Source organism: Oceanobacillus sp. FSL K6-0127, from assembly GCF_037983385.1.
In the GTDB taxonomy this organism is placed as follows: Bacteria; Bacillota; Bacilli; order Bacillales; family Amphibacillaceae; genus Oceanobacillus; species Oceanobacillus profundus.
Genome location: NZ_CP150287.1, coordinates 3627657 through 3653662, shown reverse-complemented (window position 1 = coordinate 3653662; position 26006 = coordinate 3627657). Strand labels below are relative to the sequence as shown.

The window sequence follows — 26006 nt, the reverse complement described above, 5'->3', positions numbered from 1 at the left end:
TTCATAGTAATATTATAGGTTTTATTATAATATGTAGCCAACGCTTAAATTTGTCAACTAAATATTATTAAGCGATTTCATTGACAGTGTTTTGTTTGGACGATAAACTAATAGTGAAAGAATTGTTTATGTTATAATGGTTTTAACTATATACAAAGTGAGGCGAAGCAAATGAGTAATTCAATGGATCAAAAAAACAGTCAGCTTGGTCAAATCCTTACTGATATGGGCCGTGTAATGGTTGCGTTTTCAGGTGGAGTGGACAGTTCATTTCTATTAAAGCGTGCCCAGCAGGAATTAGGTGACGATGTGCTAGCAGTAGTAGTAGCATCTGAGCTTTTCCGACAAGAGGAATTCGATGGAGCAGTAGAGCTTGCTGAAAAAATGGGTGTACGTGTCCTAAAAACAGAAATGAAAGAATTAGATAATCCAGCAATTGTTGCAAATACGCCAGACAGCTGGTACCATAGTAAAAAAATGCTTTACGTGCGGCTGAATGAATTAGCTGAAGAGCTAGGTTACCCGTATGTATTGGATGGCATGATAATGGATGATATGGATGATTTTCGGCCAGGCCTGAAAGCGAGAACGGAAGAAGGCGCACGCAGTGTCTTACAAGAAGTTGGCCTTTATAAAAACGAAATTCGAGAGCTATCAAAGCAATTGGAAGTACCTGTTTGGAATAAGCCTGCGTCTTGCAGTCTAGCATCTCGATTCCCATATGGAACAGAAATTAATCGTCAAAAAATTAACCAAGTTAATGAGGCGGAGCTTTTCCTGATTAAGCTTGGATTTGATATGGTACGTGTACGTTATCATGAAAATGTTGCAAGAATTGAAGTTACAGAAGATTCAATAGTAGATTTACTCAACCAACGCGAGCAAATCCAATTAAAACTTGTATCATTAGGTTTTGATTATGTATCTGTTGATTTAAAAGGCTATCGAACAGGAAGCATGAATGAAGTATTGCCGAAAGAGCAATTAGAAACTGAGGTAGGTTAAAAAAGAAGAGAGCCGTTCGTTACCTAATAGGTGCGGACGGTTCTCTTCTTTTTAATCAAATACGAGTATTTCCAGTTTCTGATTATCGATTCATCTGTAGAAATAACTGTTGGTATGCGGTAGCTTCTTCTTGTTGCCCGAGCTGATTATAAATTTTTGATAAGTACGACACTGGCTTTGGATTATTTGGATGCATTTCCATTTCCCATTTGAAGCAGTCGATCGATTTTTCTAATTGCTGAAAATGAACATAGAGTTCGCCCAGCGCAAATTGCTGATCGGGGTCTTCTGTCATTGTTTGCATCTTTCTTAGCTTTTGTTCGATAGGTAAATGGAAATTGGCTTTACGAAAAGCCTCGGTCCAGTCTAAAATATCATGAAGAGAATAATGGTTAAAAAATGCAGTAACGAATGGTGTGACTAACTTATCTAATATACGGGCATCGAAGCTGCATAATGTAAGCAATCTTGTTTTAGACAATTGATACTGAGAAGAGAGCACATCGGAATCAGCTTGCTCAAATCGGGTGATAATAGCGTCCATTTGTTCAGGGGTTGGTTGGAAATCAGTCTTAAATAGGAAGTGAACGAAGTCATTTGCCTTTCCAGTGGATAAAAGCAGTTGCATACTCTTTTCTCGAATGGCAGCGTGCTGCTTTAGTTGTTGTAAAATTAAAAGCTGATCGTCTAAAGAGAAGTTTTCTAATAGAAATATGACGGTGGAGTTGTTTTCTTCTGAATCATGTAATTGGAGCAATTCACTTCTTACTGCAAGTTCATCAAGAAGGCGGTTTTGCTCACGATATAATTGAAAGAGTAATTTTAGGAAGGTTTGATTACCTTTAAAACTTTCGAAAGAAGCTTCGAAATAAATTGGGTCCTTTTCGTAAAGGGTTGTCATGTTTTGATAGATTGGTTTATAAGTTTGAAATTGCAAGTTGTGCAGCATATCATGAGCAAATTTATTATTTGGATATGCAAGGCTGTAGCAATTCAACAGTTTATAGGCAGCGAAATGTTGGCCATTTCTGCGATATTCATAAAATGTTTGTCTAAATAATTTATGGGTGGATTCCAATTTTATAAATGAATCGAAATAGGAAAAGATAAGCGCAGTTTCAAGCGTTGTGTATTTTTTTTGAATGCTTTTATAAAGCTGATTAAATGAAATGAGGTGGAAGGATTTCTGTTTTTTGATTAGAGTCCTAGTAATTGGATGCTCACCCAGGTAGCGAATACCATTCTTAAATGCTTGATGAACATGAGAGTTAATTTTAATTTGATTACGTTTTGCCCCGTTAATAAAATTATTTTTATAAAAAATCAAATAATAATAGTTGCTATTTTTATCGGTGGCTTCTAACACTTTGCTCTGTTTGTAGAAAACAAGCTGGGTTGCTGTTAGGTGTATTTTTTTCTTGTTCAACTGGACTTGAAATTGCATTTTCGTCATCGTAGAACCTCCTCCTAGTTAATTCTATCTTACCATACTTAATCGATATCCTCGAATTTTGATATTTCTAATCCTATTCTGATATAATGATTAGGAGTTAGTATCAGGTTCTAAATGGAGGTTATAAAATGAAAAAGGAACATTTAATTGCACCGGAAATGTATAATATTGTGATGGAAATAGAAAAATACGCCAATGAATCAGATCGAAAGGCAATTATATGGGAAGATGAACAGGGGAACAGAAAAGAAATTACATATCAAGTACTTATGCGAAATGCAAACCGGATTGGAAATACTTTTCTTGAACATGGGCTTAAGAAAGGTGATAAGTTATTGGTCATGATGCCCCGGATTATCGAGACCTATGAAGTGTATCTTGCTGCATTAAAGGCAGGAATTATAATTATCCCTTCTTCAGAAATGCTGCGGACAAAAGATTTGCAATACCGGATTACGCACGGAGAAGTACGGGCTATTGTAAGTTATGCTGATTATGTAGATCAATTCAAAGCTATAGAAGAGTATCCAACACTTATGAAGTTTTCTGTTGGTGAAAAAGCTGAAGATTGGAGTCTGCTTGATGAAATAAAAGAAAATGCATCAGATGAGCTAGAAATGGTAGCAACTACAAGAGATGATATCGCATTTTTACCTTACACTTCTGGAACAACAGGTAATCCTAAGGCAGTTATGCATTCTCATGGTTGGGGGTATGCACATATGCAAACAGCTCCAGCAAACTGGTTGAGTATACAAAACGGTGATACTGTTTGGGCAACTGCAGCTCCAGGTTGGCAAAAATGGGTATGGAGTCCGTTTTTATCTGTACTCGGTTCTGGTGCGACAGGCTTTGTCTATAACGGGAAATTTAGTCCAAAAAAATACCTAACCTTATTAGAGGATAATCAAGTCAACGTATTCTGCTGTACACCGACAGAATATAGACTAATGGCGAAGTTGGATAACCTTTCTGAATACAGCCTTTCAGCATTACATAGTGCAGTTTCTGCCGGAGAACCATTGAATCGTGAAGTGATTGACAAGTTCGAAAAATATTTTGGCGTTACCGTTCGTGATGGCTACGGTCAAACGGAGAATACACTGCTCCTTGGATTTTTAAAAGGAATGAAAGTAAAGCCTGGATCGATGGGAAAACCAACACCGGGAAATGGTGTGCAGCTAATTGATGAGGACTGTAATCCAGTTCCTGTTGGAAAAGTTGGAGATATTGCAATTCCGCTAGATACACCAGCATTATTTAAATCATATTATAAGGATCCAGAGCGTACCAAAAAATCGCAACGAGGTAATTTTTACATTACAGGAGACCAAGCCAAAATAGATGAGGAAGGCTATTTCTGGTTTGAGGGTAGAAACGACGATATTATCGTGAGCTCTGGTTATACAATTGGACCGTTTGAGGTAGAAGATGCATTGACAAAGCATCCAGCGGTAAAGGAATGTGCAGTAGTTGCAAGCCCAGATGAAATTCGGGGGAATGTAGTAAAAGCATTTATTGTTTTGCAAGATCGTGAAGATGCGGATAACCCAAATCTAATAAAAGAATTACAAAACCATGTGAAGCAGTCAACTGCACCATATAAATATCCAAGAAAAATTGAATTTATTGAGGAACTTCCCAAAACTTCTTCCGGAAAAATTCGCCGGGTGGAATTGAGACAATATGAAAAAAATAATGCATAAAAACAATAAGACGAAGAGATGATCAATCTCTTCGTTTTGTTCATTTCATTGAATTAGTCATGATAAAATAGAAAAAGGAGTGTGAAAAAATGAAAATAGTTGATACACATTGTGACGCGCTTTTAAAGTTGCAGCTTTCGAAAAGAGGGCAATATGGAAACCAGTTATCTCTGGATTTTCGTACAGCCCCTGAATTACAAACGAATTTATTCCGTTTAACGAAGGGAAATGTCATGCTTCAATTTTTTGCTGTCTTTATTCCACCGCATGTACCATCAGATGAAAAGTGGCAGCATGCTTTAGAACAAATTGATCTATTTCATACGGAGATTATCAATAAAAACCCGAAGATGAAGCATATTAAAAAATGGAACGAACTAGCTTCCCTGAAGCCAGGAGAAATTGGTGCAGTCTTGACATTAGAAGGAGCCGATGCATTTGGTAATGATTTAATGAAGCTTCGGCAGCTATATCGCTTTGGTGTTCTATCTATTGGGTTAACGTGGAATAATGCCAATCTTTGCGCGGATGGTGCAGAAGAGCCTCGTGGCGGTGGATTAACATTGTTCGGTAAAGAGGTCGTTCAATTGAACAATGCTCAAAAGGTGTTTACAGACGTTGCACATTCAACAGTGAACGGATTTTGGGATATTATTGAGCATGCTGATTATCCAATTGCCAGTCATTGCAATGCAAGAGCGATTTGCAATCACCCTAGGAATTTGGATGATGAACAAATCAAAGCATTGATTACCAATAATGGACTTATTCATGTTGTCTTTTATCCTCCCTTTATTCATAAAGATAAAGAGGAAGCTCAAATAGATGATTTACTGAAACATATTGAGCATATTTGCGCACTTGGTGGTGTACAGAATATTGGGTTTGGATCGGACTTCGATGGGATATCAAACTTTGTTACAGGATTAGAGGATGCTTCGTCATATCCAACTCTTATTGAAAAACTTCTACATTATTATTCAGAGGATGAGGTTAAGGGTTTTAGTTATCAAAACTTTTTAGAACATCATATGGTTAAAGAATCAGTTCAATAAGTGACAAAAGTTTGAAATTAAAGATTAATTTCGATATATTAAATGAGTTAAACTACATAAACGAATAAGGAGAAAACAGCACATGAGAATGCGGAAGAAATCTTATATTTTAATCTTTTTAATTGGCTTTCTAAGCATCGCGCTTGTTGCTTGTGCAAGCGAACCTAATGATGTAGATGATGCAGATGAAGGAAACCCAGATGGACAAACAACACAAAGTGGCGATTTAATTATTGCCAAGCAATCTGATGTGGTGTCACTTGATCCAGCTGCATCAAATGATACGCCATCTAGTGATGTACAGCGCAATATCTTTGAAACACTCGTAACACAAGATGAAAATATGGAGAACCAGCCATTGCTTGCCGAAAGCTGGGAGCAAATTGATGATACAACATGGGTATTTAAGCTTCGCGAGGGAATCACATTCCATGATGGTTCTGATTTTAACGCGGAGGCAGTGAAAGCAAATATCGATCGTACACTTGACTCGGAAGTTGGATCACCAAGAGCGATTATGTACAACATGATTACGGAAGTAGAAGTAATCGATAATTATATCGTTCAATTTAAAACAGCGTATCCATTCGCACCACTTCCAGCACATCTTGCACATCCTGGTGGAGTGATGATTTCAAAAGAACAAATTGAAGAAGATTATGCTGCGATGGAAAATGGCGAAAATCCTGGAACTGTCATTAGTGCAAACCCACAAGGAACAGGGCCATTTGTCTATGATGAGTGGCAGCCAGGCCAATTTGTACGCTTGTTAAAAAATGAAGATTATTGGGGTGAGCCTGCAGTACTAGATTCGGTAACATTTAAAGTTGTTGCGGAAGATTTAACTCGTATCGCAGAACTTGAAACTGGTGATGCGGATATTACAAATCCACTGAGTCCATCAGATGTTAGCCAAATCGAAGCAACAGATGGCTTATCCGTTCAACGCCAAGAAAGCTCTGCATTATCTTATTTGGGATTTAATATGGCAAAGGAACCATTTGATGATGCACGTGTAAGAAAAGCAATCTCAATGGCAATTGATAAAGAGCAAATTATTGAGGGGATTTATGATGGTATAGGAATACCTGCAAAAGGTCCAATCGCTCCGAATGTATTTGGTTATAGTGAAGAGGTTACGGGTCTTGATTATAATGTGGAAGCTGCGAGGGATTTGCTAACTGAAGCTGGGTTCGAAGACGGCTTCTCAACAACTATCTGGACGAACGATGATCGCCAGCGGATAGATACTGCAACAAATATTCAGGCTCAGCTTAGGGAAATTGGAATTACTGCTGAAGTGGAAATCCTGGAGTGGGGAGCAATGCTTGAGCAAACAGCTAATGGCGAACACGATATGTTTGTCTTCGGCTGGACAACGGTTACTGGTGATGCAGATAATGGACTATATCCGTTACTCCATTCAGATAACCTGGGTAATGCTGGGAATCGTACGTTTACCGAAGATGAAGAGCTTGATGAACTATTAGATCAAGCCCGCCAAACTGTTGATCCCAATGAGCGGTTGGAACTCTATCGTCAAGTACAGGAACTATTAGTTGAAATTGCACCAATGGTTTACATCCATCATCAGGAATATTTAATGGGCGTAAATGAAGACGTGAATGGTCTAACGCAAATGCCGACACAGCTTTTAAACCTGAAAGATGTATATATGAAACAATAACATAACTCCTTCTAAGGTGATATATCTTAGAAGGAAGTTTTTTATTTACGAGAAAGTACTATTATGGAACAAAAATAACGCAAGACAAATGGTATTAAATTCCCTGATTCATTAATCTTTCTTAACGTTGACACAAATACTGAAAAGTATAATACTAATAAACGTATGCTCTTTATTCTGAAAAGAAATTCAATTGATTTGAGATACAAAACGTATAGAGCACCTATACGCATAGCTTCCCAATTAAAATAAAATTGATAAATCATAGAAGAATGCTTTTTTGTTATGAGATACATCAAAATTGGGTCACTATCTCTAGCTTAAACACCATTTCATATAACTTGTATACAGTATTTAAAGGAGTGCGTGACAGATGAAGCAACTATGGGGGAAAGTTTCATTAAAAGGCCAAGTGATGTTATTTACTAGTCTTATAGTTATACTATCACTCCTAATATTGAGTTTGTTTGTGGCTTATAACCAATCCAAAAATACAAAGGATAATCTAGCCGAAAAGGTTCAAATTAGCGCAAGCCACATTGCTTATAATACACTTATTCAAGATTCACTACTTGTTGGAGAAACCAATCAAGAATTAATTGATTACGTTGAGCTTGTTCGTGAAGAAAATGACTTTCTATATATTGTCGTAATGGATAACCAAAAAATTCGTTTTACCCATCCTGACCGTGAAAAAATTGGACAAACCTTTGTTGGGTCAGATGCTGAAGAAGTCTTGGATGGCGAAAAATATACATCAGAAGATATAGGCACATTAGGCCCGTCCATGAGGGCTTTTCATCCTGTTTGGGATCAACAAGGCAATCAAATTGGAGCTGTTTCTGTCGGGATTGCAACGAAATCGATTCAAGAAGCTGTCTTAGAAAATCAAATTATCTTAATTATGATTACTGCGATAAGTTTAATCCTTGGTCTTATTGGTGCTTGGTATCTCGCTAACCGAATGAAGAAAACATTGAATGGCATGGAGCCAAAAGAAATCGCTTTAGCTGTTCAAGAAAGAAATTCCATGCTTGAGGCTGTTAATGATGGGATGTTAGCGATAAATAATACGGGAGAAGTTCTTTTAGCCAACGATACAGCCCAGCAATTTTTAAGGCGGACTGGCTACCAAGGACAATTCGAACATACTCCTATTGATCTTATTTGGCCAGAGTTAAAACTTCAAGAGGCGATAAAGACAAAATCTACTGCCCTCCATGAGCTAATCAAAAGAGGCGATGTTGAAACAATCGTCACTCGAGTTCCTATCTATGTCAATAATCAATGTGTCGGTGCACTGGCAACCTTTAATGAACGAAGCCAACTCAATGACTTAATGAGACAACTTATTGGAGCAGAAGTGTATGCACATAGCTTAAGAAGTGAAACACATGAATTTATGAATAAACTTCATATCATTCAGGCGATGGTTGAAACAGAATCCTATGAAGAATTAAAAGATTATATTGCAGATATATCTGAGCGTTACCATCTGAAAACAGCAAGTGCTGCAAGCCAAGTCGGCCAGCTAGTTGAAGATGTGAGTATTGCTCATTATCTAGCTAAAAGAATTGGCTGGATGGAACAAATGGGGGTTAACGTTCATGTCCAAAGTGGAATACCTTGGCCAAGCATGAATACGGAGTTCATTGATACTTGGGTTACGGTGATCGGTAATACTTGTGATAATGCATGGGAAGCGATGAAGCATAAGGAGCATAAAAACCTGACACTCACATTAAAGCAAGTCGGTGGAGTGCTGCGTTATGTGATTGAAGATAATGGCATTGGGTTTTCGGCAAGCGAGCAACAAGTTTTAATAAGTTCAAAAAAAGGTGATCATGGATATGGAATAGCCAATATCAAAAAGAAAATTCAGCTGCTTAATGGAACATTAGACATTTTATCTGAAAAAGATAAAGGGACTATTATTACGGTTCACATTCCTTATACAGAAAGGAGCTAAGCAAATGATTAAGGTTGCAATGATTGAAGATGATGTAGATGTTAGTAGATTTCACCGTCTATTTTTAAATAAAATAGACGGTTTTGAACTTATATTTGATACACATACGCTCGAAGATGGATTGAAAAAACTTAAGCAACATCAACCTGATCTACTTCTGCTTGATGTTTATATCGGCACGACGAATGGTCTCGACCTACTGAAAAAAATTCGAGCAGAAGGAATAGATTTGGATGTGATCCTAATTACTTCAGCTAATGATGCGAAAACGGTTCAAACGGGACACCGCTTTGGTGTTGTCGATTATTTAATCAAACCATTTTCTTTTAAACGTTTTCAAAAAGCTTTAAATCGATACCGTTTGAACAAGCTAGATAAAAGTGAAGTTTTTTCGCAGCAAGAAGTTGACCGATTATTTCATAAGGGCGGACAAAATAAAGTCTATACGCTGCCTAAAGGAATTACGAAAGAAACTGCCTTTCGTATCATGCAATGTTTGATTGAAATCGATGACTGGCTTACTGCAACGGAGCTTGCTGAAAAATGTTCCATATCACACGTATCTTTACGTAAATACCTGCGTTTTTTTGAGGAAGAAAAATTAATCGAAACACAATTAATTTACCAAGTTTTAGGTCGGCCTTTACAAAAATATAAAGCTACAATTGACGCACCTCTTTTTTTAGAAGCTGGTTTCATTTAATTAAATAAACTAGACGTAGCTTCTGGTTTCATGAATAATGTAGTAAACGCTTTCAAATATTTGAAAAAGAGGTGGATATGATGAAACAAGACTTTGCCCTTGTTTGGAACAAAATGTGGCAGCAGCATAAGAAAACAAAAGATGCACTTAACGTGTTTGCTTATGCTAAAAAAGACAGTCAAGCCTTAAAAAAGGAGTCAGGTGATTATGAACAACTGAATCAAAAAGATGCTAAGCCAAATAAACCAAATGAGAAAAAACCTTACTCAAAAGGTCAACAGGTTGGATTAATATTAGGACCGATGTTATTTGTGCTAACACTAATTTTCTTCTTTCCAGAAGGTCTATCAACAGAAGGAAGGTTTGTATTAGCTTCTACTCTATGGATTGCTACGTGGTGGATTACAGAAGCGATTCCGATTCCGGTGACGTCCTTAATGCCCCTTATTTTACTGCCACTGACAGGAAGTATGGAAGGTTCAGCGGTTGCTTCAGCTTACGGAAATGATATTATTTTCTTGTTTTTAGGTGGTTTCTTTATTGCGACGGCGATGGAAAAATGGGATTTACATAGAAGAATCGCCCTGTTCATTATAGCTGTTATTGGAACGAGTACACAACGGATTTTACTCGGATTCATGTCGGCTACTGCCTTTTTATCGATGTGGGTTTCTAATACAGCGGCGGTAATGATGATGATTCCAATGGCTCTTGCAATAACTGCACAAGTAGCTGCTACACTTAAAGGTCAAAAAGATGGATCAGATTTGCCAAAATTTGAAAAGTCAATGCTTTTTGGAGTTGGTTATGCTGGGACGATTGGCGGTTTTGCGACCTTAATCGGAACACCTCCAACTATAATACTTGCCGGACAGGTGAGAGAACTATTTGGCATCGAAATTTCCTTTGCATCATGGATGTTGTTTGCAACACCACTCATGATCATAGTCCTGCTTAGTACTTGGTATTATTTAGCAAAAATTGCTTTTAAGATTAATCTTAAACACATACCGGGTGGAAAAGAATTGATCCAAGACGAGAGAAAGAAGCTTGGGAAAATTTCTTATGAAGAAGGCGTTGTTTCAGCCGTCTTTGTTTTTGCCGCTTTTATGTGGATTTCAAAAGACTTTTTCTGGAGTGGAGAAAGTGCACTGATTTACCAATTACCAGGAATTTCAGATGGGATGATTGCCATGATGGCAACTGTTCTATTATTTTTAATCCCCGCAAAAGCGAGTCCGCGTGTACTCGAGTGGGCTGATTCGAAAGACATTCCTTGGGGTGTGTTGTTATTATTTGGTGGAGGACTTGCAATTGCAGCAGGTTTCCAATCAAGTGGCTTATCTAGTTGGCTAGGAGAACAGCTTACAATACTCGATGGTCTCCATATCTTTATCATTATTGCTGGTGCAACTTTATTAATTATGATGTTAACAGAAATCACGTCTAATACAGCTACAGCGACTATGATTATGCCAATTTTAGGTGCTTTAGCAGTTGCGATTGATGTCCACCCGCTTGCTTTAATGGCTCCATGTGCCATTGCGGCTAACTGTGCATTTATGCTGCCGGTTGGAACGCCGCCAAATGCGATTATATTCGGGACTGGAAAACTAAAAATTATCGAAATGGTAAAAACAGGATTTGCTTTAAATGTGTTCTCAACGATACTCATTGTTTTATTTGCTTATTTTATGCTGCCGCTTATATTTAATATTGATTTAACAACCTTCCCAGAGGGGTTATTAAAATAATAGTATTCAAAGAAGTAATACAAGTATGGTGTAACTTAAGAAAATCCTTCTAAGATAGTAGAAATCTTAGAAGGATTTTTTATGCATTCATTTGTCTTAGGACAATATATTATCAAATACAGAGTTTGCTAGTTTCTAGGAGAGGTTTCTGTAAAATTGATTATGATGGAAATGGTAATTTTATCCAATTTATAAGTAAATACAAATTATGGATTTTTTTAAAAATATTAGTTGTTTTTCTGGTGTATTACGAATATAATACATTTATATTACAAAAATAATACAATTAAATAGAGTGAGGTGAGAGTTAGCTTCCAAGGGAGCCTTGAATAACATCTATCATACATATATTTATTAAGTGGATTTATTGGCAAAAGTGGAATTATTTTAGTGAGGGGGTTTGGAATGAATTTTATTAAACGTGGGTTTTTAGGTATTACAAGAAAAAAAGGGAAATCATTAATTTTATTAGCAGTTATTTTTATTTTAGGAAATTTAATATCAGGAGCAATTTCTATTCAACAGGCAACTGGTAATGTAGAAACGAATATTAAAGATAGACTGGGAACTGCCGCAACGCTCGAGCTCGATCATGAAGCAGTGGAAGATCTAAGCGAGGAAGAGTGGCTAGAGATTGAAAACATAGACATTGATTTGATAAAACAAATTGGTGCGCTTTCCTATGTGAAATACTTTGATTATAATACGTCTACCTATCTAGGGTCAGAGAGCATTGAGAGCTATCAGGGTGAAGAGACGGAAGATGAAGTAGTTATGATGGGCCCCAGCATGGACTTTAAGCTGAATGGAATTAACTATGCTCCCGTGATTGATTTTGAAGAACAGAAGGGTAAATTAGTTGATGGTCGCGTTTTTACCCAAGATGAAGTGGACAATGGCACTTCTGTAGCTATCATCTCAACTAAATTGGCAGAAAAAAATGATCTAAATATAGGTGATACTTTTACATTAGAGAATGCAGTCTATACGTATGATGAAGAAACAGGTGAAGAGGATGTAGTCACTTCTCGAGATGTCGTATTGGAAGTAATTGGCTTATTTGAACCGCAGTCAATTAAAGAAGATATAGAAGTAGACTCAGATACCGGTATGATAGATTGGATGGACATAGAGTATCAAAATACAGTATATGTTCCAAATGAGATTGTCGCCAGCGAAAATAGATATCATATGGAAGAATATATGAAAGAGGATGAAGAATTTGCAAAAATGATGGAAGAAGAAGGGGACTCTTTCGAATATTACACACCGATGTTTTATTTAAACAGCCCTGAAGATAGTGAAGCATTTGAAGAAGAGGTAGCTCCATTGCTGCCCGAATTTTATACTGTAATCAATGCTACGGATCAATACGATAGCATCGCAGGACCAATGGAGTCGATGTCCAAACTAGCAAAATATGTTTTGCTTGTTGCAGTAATTGCAACGGTGCTGATAACTGGATTAGTAGTTTTACTATTCCTCCGGGACCGGAAACGCGAACTGGGCATTTACTTATCCTTAGGAGAACGACGGATCCGTGTGGTAGGGCAAATTCTAATTGAAGTGATGGTGGTTGCAGTAATTGGTATCACATTATCCTTGTTTAGCGGGAATCTCTTAGCTGGACAGGTATCTGATATGATGATGAAAGCTAATGAGAATCAAGATGAGTATTATGAAGAGTATATTTATTTTGGTGATACACAAATAGATTTGACAACAGAGGATGTCATAGACTCTTATGAGGTAAATCTTAACTCAAGCTATGTTCTGGGCTTCTATGGAATTGGTCTGTTAACTATTTTAATTTCAACGGTTATCCCGCTAATTTATATTGTAAGGCTAAATCCGAAGAAAATACTGATGTAATAGAGGGGTTACGCTCATTAATAGAGAGGTGAGAATATGATATTAGAAGCGAAAGATTTAAATTATTATTATCAAGATGGCGAACAGCGTCGTTATATCTTAAAGGATACATCTGTCTCTTTTGAAAAAGGGAAGTTTTATACGATTTTAGGGCAGTCCGGTTCAGGGAAAACCACCTTGTTATCATTACTCAGTGCCTTGGATTCGCCCCATAGCGGAGAAGTATTATTTAATGAAGAAGACATTAAGAAAATTGGCTATGAAAAGTACCGTCGTAATAATGTCGGGATTATTTTTCAAAGCTATAATTTAATACCGACCTTTACAGCTGTGGAAAATGTACTGGTTCCTATGACGATTACGGAAAATGAAATTCCAGAAGATGCAAAGACAGTAGCTTATAATTTACTAGATTATATTGGTATTGTAAAAAGTAAAGCAGATCGTTTCGTTAATAAGCTTTCTGGGGGGGAGCAGCAACGTGTGGCTATTGCCCGAGCTCTCGCGACCAATGTGGAATTAATTCTTGCTGATGAGCCTACAGGAAACCTTGATGAAGAGATGGAACAGGAAATTATTGATATTTTTAAAAAATTGGCACATGAACACGGGAAATGTGTCATTGTGGTAACGCACTCCAATGAAATTGCTTTACAGTCTGATCAGGCTTTCCATTTGAGGAAGGGTGCACTGTCTTCCTATGAGTGATTTTTTATCAAAGTTTAATAAAGACAAGTATGATGATCTGGTAAATGAAAAAGAAGACAAAGAAATAAAAGATAAGAAAGAAGAGAAAAGTGTTAAGCAGGAAAAAATAGAAACGCAGCGGAAGCAGGAAGAACAAGCTTCTGCTGCGGAAAGTGAAGAAACAGTACCTGAGCGTGATACCCCGCTTAAGTCAGAGTCTAATTCTTCCAGAAGCAGTCGCCGTCAAGACGCAGAAGAAGAAGTAGAAATTGATCAGGATTATCGAAAGAAAAAAAGACGTCGGATGTGGCTGATTATTTCTGGAACTGTCTTAGCTTGTGTTTTGATATTCTTCATTTACTATATGCTTGTTCATGTGAAAGTTGAAAATTTTGTGGACAAGCCTGTTTCAGAAGCACGTTCTTGGGCAAGTGAAAATGATGTAGAGGTTGAATTAGCGCAGGAATATAGTATGGAGTATGATGCAAACCAGATTATTTCGCAAAGTGTATCTCCTGGAGAAAAGATTAGAAAAGGAAAAACGCTTCAATTAACTAGCAGCTTAGGAGCTGACCCAGAAGAGGTTATTCCGCTTGTTGATTTTTCGGAGATGACACATGAGGAAGCGCAAACCTGGATTGATGAAAATAAAGCAGAAAATTTGCAGATGGTCACAGAATATAGCGATGATATCGAAGAAGGTGGCTTTATTCAGTTTTCCATCAGGGATAGCAACATTGATGAATCAGAATACAAGCGTAAAGATAGTGCTGCTGTCTATTATTCAAAAGGAAAAGAAGTTTTCGAGAAGAATATCAACATACCTGATTTTGCTGGGGTAGCCAAAGAAGAAGTAGAAAAATGGGCAGAAACCAATGAAATTGAAATGACATATGAAGAATCGGATTCCGACACGATTGAAGCCGGGAATATTATTAGTCAGAGTGAAGCACCAGATGAAAAAATTGCTAAAAGGGATAAAATGAAAGTTGTTGTCTCATTGGGAGAAGCTACTGAAGTTCCGAACTTTGGGGAGCTGACTCCAGAAGAAGCTGTGGCAAATTATCCTGATCTACTCGTGACAGTAAAACATAAATTTAGCACAGATGTTTCATACGGAACACTTATTTCACAGTCCGTTGAGGCAGGAACAAAGCTGACAGATAAAGATAATAAGAATATTACCGTTACTTATTCAGAAGGAAGTCCTTATTTACGTGATTTTCGAGGTCAGTTAGAAGGCGATCTGCCAAGATTGTTTTATGAAGAATATCACTCGAAAGGTGCCGATATTAACTATATTGTGAAATATGTTGATTCCCCTGAAGTGAAAGGTACCGTCGTGGACATGGGTGTATTTAATGAATTTGTTCGGATGACTTATACGGTTGAAATCCGTATAAGCAATAATGCTTCGGCAGCACCGAATCCGTCCGATTACTTTGAGGATGCACCGGAAGATTATGTAGTCGGTGGCGGACCGGAACAATCTGTGGAAAGTGATGAGAGCGATGAGGTTTATGAGAAATAAAAGCAATATTATTTTAGACTGAGAAGCCTTTAAAGTTATAATGGGAGTACTATCATTTATAGGGATAGTGCTCCTGTTTTTAATTTCCATACAAGAGAATTGAATCTAAATGTATATTTTCATAAAAAACGGCAGAAATTATTTAATGACTTTAAATTAGTGGGTGAATTGATGAAAAAATTGATTTTTGCAGTGGTTCTTCTCCAAGTAATTGTCCTAGCAGTGTCATATAATACAGTGAATGCAGAAGTAATAGAGCATGAGAGTAATGATAAGGAATCATCACATCATAATTGGGTAGAATATAGTACGGATACAACTGTATTGGAAGTAGGTTCTCATGAGGGTTCGTATATGAAAAACCTCCTTAGATATTCATATGTATGTGATATTTCTCATAAAATAAAAACAGTTGTTTATTACTGTGATGAACATGATCATACGAAATCTGAAACATTTTTGGAAGAAGTAATACATAGTGAGGAGCACAGACATTGAATGGTAAACTCACCAGTAAAAAAGCATGCCTATAATGAAATGGCATGCTTTCCTTTTTAGTTATTACTACTTTACAAGCAAGTGTTTTTTCCTTCCAGGATGCGTGTCAAGGAGCTTATCGCCTTTTCCAAATAAGTTATCTCTTAAAGTACTTCCTTCATATTCGGTTTGAACAAGTCCTCTTTCTTGTAAAACAGGTATAACGAGCTCAACGAAATCTTTAAAAGACCCTGGAGTAATGGCATATGCGATGTTAAATCCGTCTATACCAGCTTCGTTGACCCATCGCTCCATCTCATCTGCAATCTGTTCGGGAGCGCCAATTGCCGTTGCTCCCATTCCACCAATACCAATTGTTTGGATAACATCCTCTACTGTTGATGGTCGATCAGGATGGATTTTTGTGAAATTTTCAAGTGCGGACCGAATCGAATCATTTTCGATATAACTGATTTCTTGATCCTTTGCGTACTGGGATAAATCGACTCCAGTCCACCCACCGAATAGTGCTAGTGCACCTTCTGCACTTATATATTGTTGATAGTCTTTATATTTTTCTTTAGCCTCTGCTTCTGTTTTGCCAACAATCGGTACAAACATCATAAGAATTTTTATTTCTTCTTTGGATCTTCCTGCCCGTTCGATATCTTCTTGCAGTTTATCCACGGTTGCTTTTGCTGTTGCAATCGTTGGTGCGCCAATGAAAACAAGCTCCGCATTATTAGCAGCAAAAGCACGCCCCTTTTTGGATGCGCCCGCCTGATAAAGAACAGGGGTCCGTTGGGGAGAAGGCTCACATAGATGAGCACCAGGGACCCGGTAATATTTTCCTTGATGGTTAATATCATGAACTTTACTTGGATCTGTAAAAACGCGATTTTCTTTGTCAAGCTTTACCGCATCATCTTCCCAGCTTTCTTCCCAAAGCTTATAGCAAACTTCCAAATATTCCTCCGCAATATTATAGCGTTCATCATGATTAATCTGATCTTCTAATCCCATATTAACAGCTGCGCTTTTTAAATAAGAGGTAACGATGTTCCAGCCAATACGTCCATTTGTTAAATGATCTAACGTACTGATTTTACGAGCAAATGTGTATGGATGCTCATGTGTCACAGAAGCAGTAATTCCAAAACCCAGATGCTTTGTCACTGCTGCCATGTATGGAACAATTAGAAATGGATCATTAACTGGTGATTGCACACCATTTCTTACTGCTGCATCACGGGATTCACCATATACATCATAGGTCCCTAATACATCTGCAATAAAGACTGCATCGAATCTTCCATTTTCTAATGTTTTTGCAAGCTCAGTCCAATAGGCACTATCTTTGTATCGATGCGACTGATCATCTGGATGTGTCCATAGTCCAGGTGATTGATGTCCCGGAGTATTCATATCGAAAGCATTTAAAAAAATACGCTTTTTTGTCATATTATTTCTCCCTTTTTATTATTGAATAGCATCTTTAGTACGTAACAACTTCTCTAGCAACTGGATTATTTATAAGCTGAACAAAGTAAAAGAGTTGTTTTTTTGTTCGTTGTAAAATATCTTCATCAATAATTGGAAGGGGATTTTGCTTATCAATCTGTCTATCCAATAGGTAAAGACCTTTTAAATTATGTGCTTTTAATGTAGCAAGAACTGGCTTTAACGTATATTCGACAGCAAGTAAATGGGAGGGACTTCCACCTGTCATAAGCGGTAGTACTGGCTTATGTTTCAAAATATCCTGTGGCAATATATCAATCAAAGCTTTTAGCACACCGGAATATGCTCCTTTATATACTGGTGATCCGACGATTAGTCCTTTGGCATGTTGGATTTTGACTGCAATTTCTTTAACAGCAGTACTATTGAAATTTCCTTGAAATAAATCTTCATATGGTACATCTTTTACAGAAATATGCGTTACTGAGAATTGCTCACCTTCTAATAAAGTACCTAAATATTTAAGCACCTGCTCAGATCTTGAAAACTCAGAAGGACTTCCGGATAGAATTACAATCTCGCTCATGTAAACATTCTCCTTTAGCTTTTTATTTGTACTCTACGAAACACTGGTTAATATTAGACTTTTGAGAAACTGCACTAATCTGTAATGATGGATTGGTACGTATACTCGCTACGGAAACACACTACGCTTTATTCGGGTGACCCGTGAACCTTTTTGAACTGTCGTTTTTGAAGTCTCACTATGGCTCCGTCCCCCGGCAGAAGTCACTGTTTGTTTCCACCGCTAGTGCTAGATCATTGTGTATATTTAGCGGAATTGCTCATACCAAAGCAGTTAGTTCACAGTTTAAATTTAGTTGACAGGTACTAAATATTTAATACGAGTAAAAAACCCCCTTTTCTTCTAAAAAGAGAAAAGAGGGTACACTACATCATTTATCAGCTCTTATCTCTCAAGAAAAAATCTTGCTGGAAGTAGCACCTTTCTAAAATAATTAGTGGTTGCTGAAGCGTCATAGGGCCAGTTCCCTCAGCTTCTCTTGATAAGAATTTTCAATTGTTGGATATATTCTAATATATCAAATCATATAAGTCAACTAAGAATTATAAGAATTAATTGATTGACATTTCTTAAGTTTTATATTATTATTCAACCAACAACTTCATTATTTGATTTATCTTATCACGAGAGGTGGAGGGACATGGCCCAAAGAATCCTCGGCAACAGGTTCATTTAAGAATACTGTGCTAATTCCATCAAGCAGACTGCTTGGAAGATAAGAAGAGCATACATACATAATATGTAAAACCTCTATTCTTATCCTAGAATAGAGGTTTTTTGTTGAACAGAAGTTAGGAGGAGATGGAACAATGAAATATGGGTTTTGGTTACCGATTTTTGGTGGATGGCTAAGGAATGTAGAGGATGAAAATATGCCACCAACATTTGATTACGCAAAGAAAGTCATTCAACACGCTGAAACGTGGGGTTATGATACAACGTTAATAGCTGAATTATATTTGAATGATATTAAAGGGATTGAAGCCGATTCTATTGAAGCATGGACAACTGCCGCAGCACTGGCAGCTGTTACCGAGAAAATGGAAATTATGACCGCTGTCCGACCGGTATTCCATAACCCGGCGGTAACTGCTAAAATGGCCGCAAATATTGACCAAATTAGCAATGGTCGATTCACTTTAAATGTTGTCTCTGGTTGGTGGGAGGAAGAGGCCAAACAGTATGGTGGAGAATTTACAGAGCATAATGATCGCTATGATCGTACAAGTGAATTTTTAGAAGTTTTAAAAGGATTATGGACGGAAGAGACATTTTCTTATGATGGAAAGTTTTATAACATTAAAAATACAAATTTATCACCAAAGCCAGTTCAACGGCCAAATCCAATTTTATATGCTGGTGGTGAGAGTGAAAAAGGAAAGCAAGTTATTACAGCTTATTGTGACGCATATGTGATGCATGGCGGAACGGTGGAAGAAGTTAGGAATAAAATTGAAGATATGAAGAGACGTAGAAAGAAGGCTGAAAAAGAAGCATTGCAATCATTTAGTATGGCTGCCTATGTTATTTGCAGAGATACGGAGGAAGAGGCACAGGAAGAATTACACCGTATTACGACAGTTAAAGATGCAGCAGGCTATGCAGGTATGAAAGATTTTACAACGAAATCAGAGCTTGAGCAACAGCTTAAATTGCAAGATTACTCAGTATCAAACCGGGGATTGCGTCCGAATCTTGTTGGCACACCGGAACAAATTGCAAAGCGAATTTTAGCTTATGAAGCAGCCGGAGTAGATCAACTATTATTACAATGCTCTCCACAGCTTGAAGAATTGGAACGCTTTGCAAAGCAAGTAATGCCTAAGGTTGAAGAATTACGTAATACATTAACGAATATCTAAGTTAGGGGAGAATTATAAATGAGTAAAATATACGTTATCCATGAAAATAATGAGTGGACAGAGCATTTAATTAATCGATTAAAAGAGCTTAATTTACCTTATGAAGATTGGTTGCTTGATAATGGTACGGTTGATCTTAGTGCAGCACCTCCAGAAGGGGTTTTTTACAATCGGATGAGTGCTTCGTCACATACCCGTGGAAATCGGTTTGCACCAGAATTAACGAATGCTGTACTCGCGTGGTTAGAGCATCATGGAAGAACTGTAATAAACGGCAGTCGTGCACTGCAGCTTGAAGTAAGCAAGGTTCTGCAATATCTTGAGCTTGAAAAGTATGGTGTTAAGACACCAAAGACAATTGCAGCTGTAGGGAAAGAAAATATTTTACAAGCAGCAGAAGCTTTTAAAGGGAAGAAGTTTATAACGAAGCATAATCGTGCAGGTAAAGGCTTGGGCGTTCAATTATTTACTTCCATAAACGCACTGCAAAAATATGTGGAAGGGGAGTCGTTTGAAGAGCCGGTTGATGGCGTTACGTTACTTCAAGAGTATATTGAATCTCCGGAGTCCTATATTACGCGATGTGAGTTTGTTAATGGAAAGTTCCTTTATGCTATGCGTGTGGATACATCAGAGGGATTTGAATTATGTCCGGCAGATGCTTGCACAATCGATGATCTTTTTTGCCCGGTGGGTGAAGAAAGTGCCCAGCCAGCTAAGTTTCAAATTCGTGAGGGATTTAATCATCCAGTATTAGAAAAATATGAGCGTGTCCTAGCGGCGAATAATATTCGTATTGCAGGAATCGAATTTATTGAGGATAAGGATGGGAATATTTACACGTACGATATTAACACAAATACGAACTACAATAGCGAAGCAGAAGCAAAAAGCGGAAAATACGGTATGCTGGAAGTAGCGAGGTTTTTAGGGAGTGAACTGGAGAAATTGAGAGAACATGTAGGGAGTTCCCCCAGTGCAAAATAAGTTGACCCATAAAAAATCCTTATCTAGAGTCTGGGGAAGAATCTGGTCTAATGATCCTGCGGCAGCAATTATGTCATAAGTTGAGTAGCAAGGTGCCAATTCTTAATTCCACTGAAAATAAGGAGGGTGTATGTGATAATTCAAAGAGGCTGCGAGATATCTAAAGTATTTAAATAAATGAAGAACGATAGACAAACTTAGCGCAGAAAATATACGTAGACAGAAGGGGCATGGGTGAGACATTGGGGTACATATCACAAGGGTGCTCACCATCTGTCGCTTGATGCTCTAAGTGTATTTCCGAATCGGATATTTTTGTCAATCATGTTTGAATGTTTATTGATAAAAACACTTTCAGCCTCTTTGTTATTGAAAAATAGTTATTAAAAGCGATGTTTTTTTATCCATTAAACCAAGTTAACCTATCTGTTTAATTAAATTAGTTTTGCTGCCATTAAATAATGAAAAGGAGATATAAAAAATGACGAATGAACATGGTGGTATTTTAAATTTTAATACTATTGCACAGCACGGGGGGCAAGAACTTGATGCGGTAACACATTCTAGGGCTGTACCTATCTATCAAACAACATCCTATGGGTTTGAAAGCACAGATCATGCTGCGTCCCTATTTCAAATGCAGGGGGAAGGATATATTTATTCACGTAATGCGAACCCAACTAACCGTGTTCTTGAAAAACGCCTAGCAGGGTTAGAGGGTGGTGTGGATGCATTTGCAGTTTCTTCTGGACAGTCAGCAATCACAATCGCTTTATTAACACTTGCAAAAGTAGGAGATGAGATTGTGACAACAAATGCATTATACGGTGGAACGTACAATCTTTTCTCTGAAACGTTTAAACGTTTTGGTGTAACGGTTCGTTTCGTTGATGGAACAAATTTCTCAGAAATAACCAATGCGATTAATGCAAATACAAAGGCAATTTTTACGGAGACAATTGGGAATCCTGGGCTGCAAATAGCTGATATCGAAAAATTAGGCCAAATAGCTGATGAACACGGTATACCTTTAGTTGTAGATTCTACTTTCACGACACCGTATCTCCAATGCCCGATCGCATTTGGAGCAGATATTGTTATTCATTCGACAACGAAATTTATTGGTGGGCATGGAACATCGATTGGCGGAATCATTATCGATGCAGGAAAGTTTAACTGGGCAAATGGTAACTTTCCAGAATTTACAACACCCAAAGATTCACTAAATAACCAATCATATGTGGAATTGACTAGTGAGAGTGCTTTTATTTCAAAAGCTAGATTTGAGTTAGGGCATGATCTTGGAACAGCCTTATCTCCTTTTAATGGTTGGTTATTTATTCAAGGGCTTCAATCACTGCCGCTTCGAATGAAACAGCATGTCGAAAATACGAAACAGATTGCTGCGTATTTAAATGAGCATGAACTGGTAACATGGGTAAACTACCCTAGTTTAAAAGGAGATGGTCAATTTGAGCTTGCGGAAACTTATTTACCTCGTGGAGCAGGAGCAATCTTTACATTTGGCATAAAAGGAGGACTTGAAGCGGCAAAAACGTTTATCCAATCGGTAAAGCTTTTATCACATGTCGCTAATGTAGGTGATTCAAAAACACTTGTTATCCATCCGGCAAGTACGACCCACTCTAGATTATCACCAGAAGAGCAGCGAATTACCGGTGTTACACCAGAATTAATTCGAATATCGGTCGGATTAGAAGATGCTGAGGATATAAAAGCTGATATTAATTCCGCTTTACGGAAAAGCCTGGGAGCTAGTTTTGTAGAATAAAGAAAAATACAAAGAAGTGAGGAGAGAAAAGTATGATTATTGCTGCAGTACTGGATGAAAGGAAGTTTATCGTACCAATTGTGGAAGGAAAGGTTTTACGGATTTATAATTCAAAAACTAAACAGGTTGCAGACTATGAAAATCCAGCTGTACATTTAAAAGAAGGAAGAAGGGGTGCAGCATTAAAATTTGCTGAAAAGCAAGGTGTGGAGGCATTCGTTGCCCCACCACAGACATTCTGTGAACTGTCATATGAAAAAGCTAGAAATGATGGTATTCAGTTTTTTCAGTTAAGCAATTCAATCTCATTTAACCAATTTGAAGATAGAATTAAGTCCAATTTACTTTTGCATCAATCAGAGTTGCCAGAAAATGAAATTGCTCCTAGTTTTTAAAAATGAATGAGAAGGAGGCTCTCTCTAGAATGACAAATTTAGGTGTCGAATTGGAAATCAACCAACTCGAAAAATCCTTTGGACATTTAGAAGTATTGCGTGAAGTTGATCTACGTATCAATCCTGGTGAATTTATTGCAATTGTTGGAAAGAGTGGATGCGGAAAAAGTACCTTGCTTAGACATATTGCTGGCCTTGAGAAAGCAACCACTGGAGAGGTTAAGCAGGATGATATCCTATTAGATGGTTTAAATAAACAGGCACGAATTATGTTTCAAGATGCTCGGTTATTGCCTTGGTTAACAGTTCTGGAGAATGTTGGAGTTGGATTAGGTTTAAAGAAAGAATGGATGGAACAAGCGAAGTGGGCTTTACAACAAGTCGGCTTAGAAGAGAGGGCAAAAGAGTGGCCAGCCGTTTTATCAGGAGGACAAAAGCAACGGATTGCTTTAGCTAGAGCATTGGCATCAAAACCAAAATTGATGCTTCTTGATGAACCATTGGGAGCGCTTGATGCGTTGACTAGGTTAGAAATGCAGTTACTTATTGAGGAACTTTGGTTGAAACAGAAATTTACAACGATTCTGGTTACTCATGATATGAGTGAGGCAATTAAGCTTGCGGACCGTGTTATTTTAATTGAAAACGGTTCGGTGAAACTGGATTTGCGAATAGATCTCCCAAGACCAAGAACTCGATCAAATCCAAAATTTGCAAAGTTAGAAGAAGAACTTTTATCGAGTGTACTTGGAAAACAAAAGCTTGATTTACAGGAACACAGGATGAGAAAAGTTGGAAATGAATAACTTTACTATGTGATTGATTGCAGTTTTATTCTTATATCAACGGCTTTGAAAAAAGAAGTTAAATATATAACATTGTGGAGGTTTTAACATGGTTGAATTTATTACAATGGCACCAACATCAGGCGATGGGGAGTTTGTTGGCGCATCCAGCAATAATGCTTCACGCAGAAAAGTGAACCCTTGGACAGGGACAGATGAAAGTTCGGAAAGACTGCCTACATTTGAATATATTAGGGATATTGCACAAGCAGCAGAAAAAGGAGGATTCTCAACATTGTTATTGCCAACAGGTGGAGGGTGCCTGGATTCCCTAGTTGTTGCAGCTAATTTGATCGGTCAGACAGATCGCTTAAAATTTCTTTTTGCGATTCGCCCGGGTTCGATTCAACCATCTATATTTGCTAAACAGTTTGCTACAGTAGATTATTGGTCAAGAGGAAGAGCGCTCGTTAATGTGGTAACAGGAGGTTCTCCAGTGGATTTAGCTGCTGATGGTGATTTTTTGGATCATGGAACAAGATACCGGAGAACTCGGGAGTATATTCAAGTATTGAAACGACTATTTACAGAAGAAACCGTTAATCATGAAGGTGAATTTTATAAACTTCTAGGATCAACATTATTTCCAAAGCCTGAAGCTATACCAAAAATATATTTTGGTGGCGCATCAGATGTTGGTAAGGACGTAGCAGCAGCGGAATCTGATGTTTATATGTTATGGGGGGAAACACTGGAAAATACGAAAGAACGAATTAACGAAATGAAGAAACGGACAGCAGCTTACAATCGGGAATTGAGTTATAGTGTTTCTTTTCAAGTTGTATTAGGTCAGACAGAAGAAGAAGCTTATAAGAATGCTGATAGACTGCTCACAAAGGCTGAAATTGATTTGTTAAACGAGAAAAAGCAGGCAACAGCAAAAGGTGATTCCGTTGGTGTAAAAAGGCTGCACCAATTAATGGAAGAAGGGCGAGAAAATAATTTTAAGATTGGCCCTAATTTGTGGGCGGGACTGACCCAGGTATTGTCTGGAAATTCGATTGCACTCGTTGGAACGCCAGATCAGGTTGCAGCACGGATTGTGGAATTTGCTGATTTAGGATTCGATAAAGTATTGTTACGGGGTTTCCCGCATTTAGAAACAATACAAGAAATAGGTGAAAAGGTTATACCCAAGGTGCATGAGATTATTAGCATACGGCAAACAGTATAGGTGAGAGGAGTATATAAAATGGATTATTTTTCGAAAAGGAACATGTTCATTTTGTTCAGTATATTATTGCTATCCGTTCTATTTGCAGGGTGCAGTGCGATTGCAGGTTCCTCGGATGAAATTAAAATCGGTTATCAGAAAAATGGCACAACACTGACTCTAAAGAATGATGGGGAGCTTCAAAAAGAACTTGAAGATCTAGGTTATACAGTTACTTGGTCGGAGTTTAATACTGGTAGCTCAATTCTTGAAGCATTAAATTCTGGAAGTATTGACTTTGCAGGAGCCGGGGATATTCCGTCTATTTTTGCTTTAGATAAAGGAAGTGACTTTAAATATATTGCTAGTGAACCATCTGCCCCAACATCGGAGGGGATTTTAGTAAGCGAAAATTCCGATATACAGTCTCTTGAAGATTTAAAAGGGAAGAAGATTGCTTATAATAACGCATCGATTGCTCAATATTTATTAACGAAATCGCTTCACGCTGTCGATTTATCGATTGATGATATTGAATCTGTCATTCTTAATCCACCAGATGCTAGTCTTGCTTTTGAAAAAGGAGAGGTAGATGCATGGGTTGTTTGGGATCCATATTTAGCTGATGCTGAATCTAGAGGGAATGTGGTTTTACAGACAGCAGAAGATATTGTTCCATACAGATCATTTTACTTTGCGACTTCTGAGATAACCGAGGAAGCTCCTGAGGTAGTCGAATTATTCATTGAACACTTATCACAAGTTGGCAAGAGTATTGATGCGGATCCTACTGAAGCAGCTGAGCTATTAGAAGAAGCGACCAAAATTCCTTCGGCCACATGGGGAACGGTCTTAGCAAGAAAACAATCCAATGTACAGTTTATAGACAATCAAGCAATAGAAGATTTACAAGTCGAAGCAAAAGATTTATTAGACATTGGGTTAATTAATAATGAAATAGACTTCACAGAGAACATTTGGTATCCAGAAAATAAATAATTAAAATCAGTTAATTAATGGCTAGCT

The 26006-nt window shown here is 37.6% G+C and carries 21 protein-coding genes and 3 riboswitches; of the genes, 18 read left to right on the top strand and 3 right to left on the bottom strand.

Annotated elements, in window-relative coordinates; all coding sequences use genetic code 11:
- The first annotated feature begins 171 nt into the window (after positions 1-171).
- A complete protein-coding gene (gene larE, locus MHH64_RS18000; protein WP_095310803.1) occupies positions 172-1005 on the top strand; it encodes an ATP-dependent sacrificial sulfur transferase LarE in 834 nt (277 codons plus the stop codon).
- An 82-nt stretch (positions 1006-1087) separates the two neighbouring features.
- Here the strand turns inward: larE and MHH64_RS17995 are convergent, their stop codons facing one another.
- Entirely contained in the window at positions 1088-2458 is a 1371-nt protein-coding gene (locus MHH64_RS17995; protein WP_303447583.1) for a hypothetical protein, read from the bottom strand.
- Positions 2459-2586: 128 nt separating this feature from the next.
- Between MHH64_RS17995 and MHH64_RS17990 the strand changes: the two genes are divergently transcribed.
- The 10 genes from MHH64_RS17990 (at position 2587) to MHH64_RS17945 (ending at position 15920) form a co-directional block, all read left to right on the top strand.
- Positions 2587-4164 (top strand): acyl--CoA ligase, encoded by a 1578-nt coding sequence (locus MHH64_RS17990; RefSeq protein ID WP_095310799.1) that lies wholly within the window; start codon positions 2587-2589, stop codon positions 4162-4164.
- A gap of 89 nt (positions 4165-4253) precedes the next feature.
- The gene (locus MHH64_RS17985; RefSeq protein WP_095310797.1) at positions 4254-5219 is read left to right on the top strand and encodes a dipeptidase; all 966 of its coding nucleotides are present in this window, start codon (positions 4254-4256) and stop codon (positions 5217-5219) included.
- A gap of 82 nt (positions 5220-5301) precedes the next feature.
- A complete protein-coding gene (locus MHH64_RS17980; RefSeq protein WP_340002128.1) occupies positions 5302-6906 on the top strand; it encodes a glutathione ABC transporter substrate-binding protein in 1605 nt (534 codons plus the stop codon).
- 373 nt (positions 6907-7279) lie between these two features.
- Complete coding sequence (locus MHH64_RS17975) at positions 7280-8875, top strand: ATP-binding protein (RefSeq protein WP_339316425.1); 1596 nt, start codon at positions 7280-7282, stop codon at positions 8873-8875.
- Positions 8876-8879: 4 nt separating this feature from the next.
- The gene (locus MHH64_RS17970) at positions 8880-9578 is read left to right on the top strand and encodes a response regulator (RefSeq protein WP_095310791.1); all 699 of its coding nucleotides are present in this window, start codon (positions 8880-8882) and stop codon (positions 9576-9578) included.
- Positions 9579-9658: 80 nt separating this feature from the next.
- Complete coding sequence (locus tag MHH64_RS17965) at positions 9659-11332, top strand: SLC13 family permease (RefSeq protein ID WP_095310789.1); 1674 nt, start codon at positions 9659-9661, stop codon at positions 11330-11332.
- Between the two features lie 405 nt (positions 11333-11737).
- The gene (locus MHH64_RS17960) at positions 11738-13204 is read left to right on the top strand and encodes an ABC transporter permease (protein ID WP_095310787.1); all 1467 of its coding nucleotides are present in this window, start codon (positions 11738-11740) and stop codon (positions 13202-13204) included.
- Between the two features lie 36 nt (positions 13205-13240).
- A complete protein-coding gene (locus MHH64_RS17955) occupies positions 13241-13912 on the top strand; it encodes an ABC transporter ATP-binding protein (RefSeq protein WP_095310783.1) in 672 nt (223 codons plus the stop codon).
- On the top strand, positions 13905-15422 hold the full coding sequence (locus MHH64_RS17950; RefSeq protein WP_118889879.1) for a Stk1 family PASTA domain-containing Ser/Thr kinase: 1518 nt from the start codon (positions 13905-13907) through the stop codon (positions 15420-15422). The genes MHH64_RS17955 and MHH64_RS17950 overlap by 8 nt, the downstream gene beginning before the upstream one ends.
- Positions 15423-15593: 171 nt before the next feature.
- On the top strand, positions 15594-15920 hold the full coding sequence (locus tag MHH64_RS17945) for a hypothetical protein (RefSeq protein ID WP_095310780.1): 327 nt from the start codon (positions 15594-15596) through the stop codon (positions 15918-15920).
- Between the two features lie 66 nt (positions 15921-15986).
- Here the strand turns inward: MHH64_RS17945 and MHH64_RS17940 are convergent, their stop codons facing one another.
- Positions 15987-17360, bottom strand: coding sequence for an LLM class flavin-dependent oxidoreductase (locus MHH64_RS17940; protein ID WP_340002127.1), 1374 nt, complete (start codon positions 17358-17360; stop codon positions 15987-15989).
- A 34-nt stretch (positions 17361-17394) separates the two neighbouring features.
- Positions 17395-17946 carry an NADPH-dependent FMN reductase gene (gene ssuE, locus MHH64_RS17935; RefSeq protein WP_251659251.1) on the bottom strand — a complete coding sequence of 184 codons (552 nt, stop codon included), beginning with the start codon at positions 17944-17946 and terminating at the stop codon, positions 17395-17397.
- A gap of 381 nt (positions 17947-18327) precedes the next feature.
- Positions 18328-18434, bottom strand: a riboswitch (SAM riboswitch).
- Between the two features lie 127 nt (positions 18435-18561).
- A riboswitch (SAM riboswitch) is annotated at positions 18562-18668 on the top strand.
- 87 nt (positions 18669-18755) lie between these two features.
- On the opposite strand from ssuE, the gene MHH64_RS17930 reads away from it, so the two are divergent.
- The 7 genes from MHH64_RS17930 to MHH64_RS17900 all read left to right on the top strand — a co-directional run bounded on the left by MHH64_RS17930 (position 18756) and on the right by MHH64_RS17900 (position 25979).
- Positions 18756-19808 carry an LLM class flavin-dependent oxidoreductase gene (locus MHH64_RS17930; protein ID WP_118889882.1) on the top strand — a complete coding sequence of 351 codons (1053 nt, stop codon included), beginning with the start codon at positions 18756-18758 and terminating at the stop codon, positions 19806-19808.
- Between the two features lie 18 nt (positions 19809-19826).
- Positions 19827-20795, top strand: coding sequence for an alpha-L-glutamate ligase (locus tag MHH64_RS17925; RefSeq protein WP_340002126.1), 969 nt, complete (start codon positions 19827-19829; stop codon positions 20793-20795).
- 16 nt (positions 20796-20811) lie between these two features.
- Positions 20812-20919: riboswitch (SAM riboswitch) on the top strand.
- 357 nt (positions 20920-21276) lie between these two features.
- Positions 21277-22587, top strand: coding sequence for an O-acetylhomoserine aminocarboxypropyltransferase/cysteine synthase family protein (locus MHH64_RS17920; RefSeq protein WP_340002125.1), 1311 nt, complete (start codon positions 21277-21279; stop codon positions 22585-22587).
- Positions 22588-22619: 32 nt separating this feature from the next.
- On the top strand, positions 22620-22982 hold the full coding sequence (locus MHH64_RS17915; protein WP_095310767.1) for a hypothetical protein: 363 nt from the start codon (positions 22620-22622) through the stop codon (positions 22980-22982).
- 29 nt (positions 22983-23011) lie between these two features.
- Positions 23012-23788 carry an ATP-binding cassette domain-containing protein gene (locus MHH64_RS17910; protein ID WP_095310765.1) on the top strand — a complete coding sequence of 259 codons (777 nt, stop codon included), beginning with the start codon at positions 23012-23014 and terminating at the stop codon, positions 23786-23788.
- A gap of 88 nt (positions 23789-23876) precedes the next feature.
- The gene (locus tag MHH64_RS17905) at positions 23877-25001 is read left to right on the top strand and encodes an LLM class flavin-dependent oxidoreductase (protein WP_340002124.1); all 1125 of its coding nucleotides are present in this window, start codon (positions 23877-23879) and stop codon (positions 24999-25001) included.
- 18 nt (positions 25002-25019) lie between these two features.
- Positions 25020-25979, top strand: coding sequence for an aliphatic sulfonate ABC transporter substrate-binding protein (locus MHH64_RS17900; RefSeq protein WP_340002123.1), 960 nt, complete (start codon positions 25020-25022; stop codon positions 25977-25979).
- Positions 25980-26006 lie beyond the last annotated feature (27 nt).

Bases quoted from the DNA above. Each gene is read 5' to 3' on its own strand.
- MHH64_RS17985 (WP_095310797.1), top strand. From the start codon at position 4,254: ATGAAAATAGTTGATACACATTGTGACGCGCTTTTAAAGTTGCAGCTT.
- MHH64_RS17970 (WP_095310791.1), top strand. From the start codon at position 8,880: ATGATTAAGGTTGCAATGATTGAAGATGATGTAGATGTTAGTAGATTT.
- MHH64_RS17980 (WP_340002128.1), top strand. From the start codon at position 5,302: ATGAGAATGCGGAAGAAATCTTATATTTTAATCTTTTTAATTGGCTTT.
- MHH64_RS17900 (WP_340002123.1), top strand. From the start codon at position 25,020: ATGGATTATTTTTCGAAAAGGAACATGTTCATTTTGTTCAGTATATTA.
- larE (WP_095310803.1), top strand. From the start codon at position 172: ATGAGTAATTCAATGGATCAAAAAAACAGTCAGCTTGGTCAAATCCTT.
- MHH64_RS17955 (WP_095310783.1), top strand. From the start codon at position 13,241: ATGATATTAGAAGCGAAAGATTTAAATTATTATTATCAAGATGGCGAA.
- MHH64_RS17995 (WP_303447583.1), bottom strand. From the start codon at position 2,458: ATGACGAAAATGCAATTTCAAGTCCAGTTGAACAAGAAAAAAATACAC.
- MHH64_RS17940 (WP_340002127.1), bottom strand. From the start codon at position 17,360: ATGACAAAAAAGCGTATTTTTTTAAATGCTTTCGATATGAATACTCCG.
- MHH64_RS17930 (WP_118889882.1), top strand. From the start codon at position 18,756: ATGAAATATGGGTTTTGGTTACCGATTTTTGGTGGATGGCTAAGGAAT.
- MHH64_RS17915 (WP_095310767.1), top strand. From the start codon at position 22,620: ATGATTATTGCTGCAGTACTGGATGAAAGGAAGTTTATCGTACCAATT.
- MHH64_RS17910 (WP_095310765.1), top strand. From the start codon at position 23,012: ATGACAAATTTAGGTGTCGAATTGGAAATCAACCAACTCGAAAAATCC.
- MHH64_RS17960 (WP_095310787.1), top strand. From the start codon at position 11,738: ATGAATTTTATTAAACGTGGGTTTTTAGGTATTACAAGAAAAAAAGGG.
- MHH64_RS17990 (WP_095310799.1), top strand. From the start codon at position 2,587: ATGAAAAAGGAACATTTAATTGCACCGGAAATGTATAATATTGTGATG.
- MHH64_RS17950 (WP_118889879.1), top strand. From the start codon at position 13,905: ATGAGTGATTTTTTATCAAAGTTTAATAAAGACAAGTATGATGATCTG.
- ssuE (WP_251659251.1), bottom strand. From the start codon at position 17,946: ATGAGCGAGATTGTAATTCTATCCGGAAGTCCTTCTGAGTTTTCAAGA.
- MHH64_RS17925 (WP_340002126.1), top strand. From the start codon at position 19,827: ATGAGTAAAATATACGTTATCCATGAAAATAATGAGTGGACAGAGCAT.
- MHH64_RS17965 (WP_095310789.1), top strand. From the start codon at position 9,659: ATGAAACAAGACTTTGCCCTTGTTTGGAACAAAATGTGGCAGCAGCAT.
- MHH64_RS17905 (WP_340002124.1), top strand. From the start codon at position 23,877: ATGGTTGAATTTATTACAATGGCACCAACATCAGGCGATGGGGAGTTT.
- MHH64_RS17945 (WP_095310780.1), top strand. From the start codon at position 15,594: ATGAAAAAATTGATTTTTGCAGTGGTTCTTCTCCAAGTAATTGTCCTA.
- MHH64_RS17920 (WP_340002125.1), top strand. From the start codon at position 21,277: ATGACGAATGAACATGGTGGTATTTTAAATTTTAATACTATTGCACAG.
- MHH64_RS17975 (WP_339316425.1), top strand. From the start codon at position 7,280: ATGAAGCAACTATGGGGGAAAGTTTCATTAAAAGGCCAAGTGATGTTA.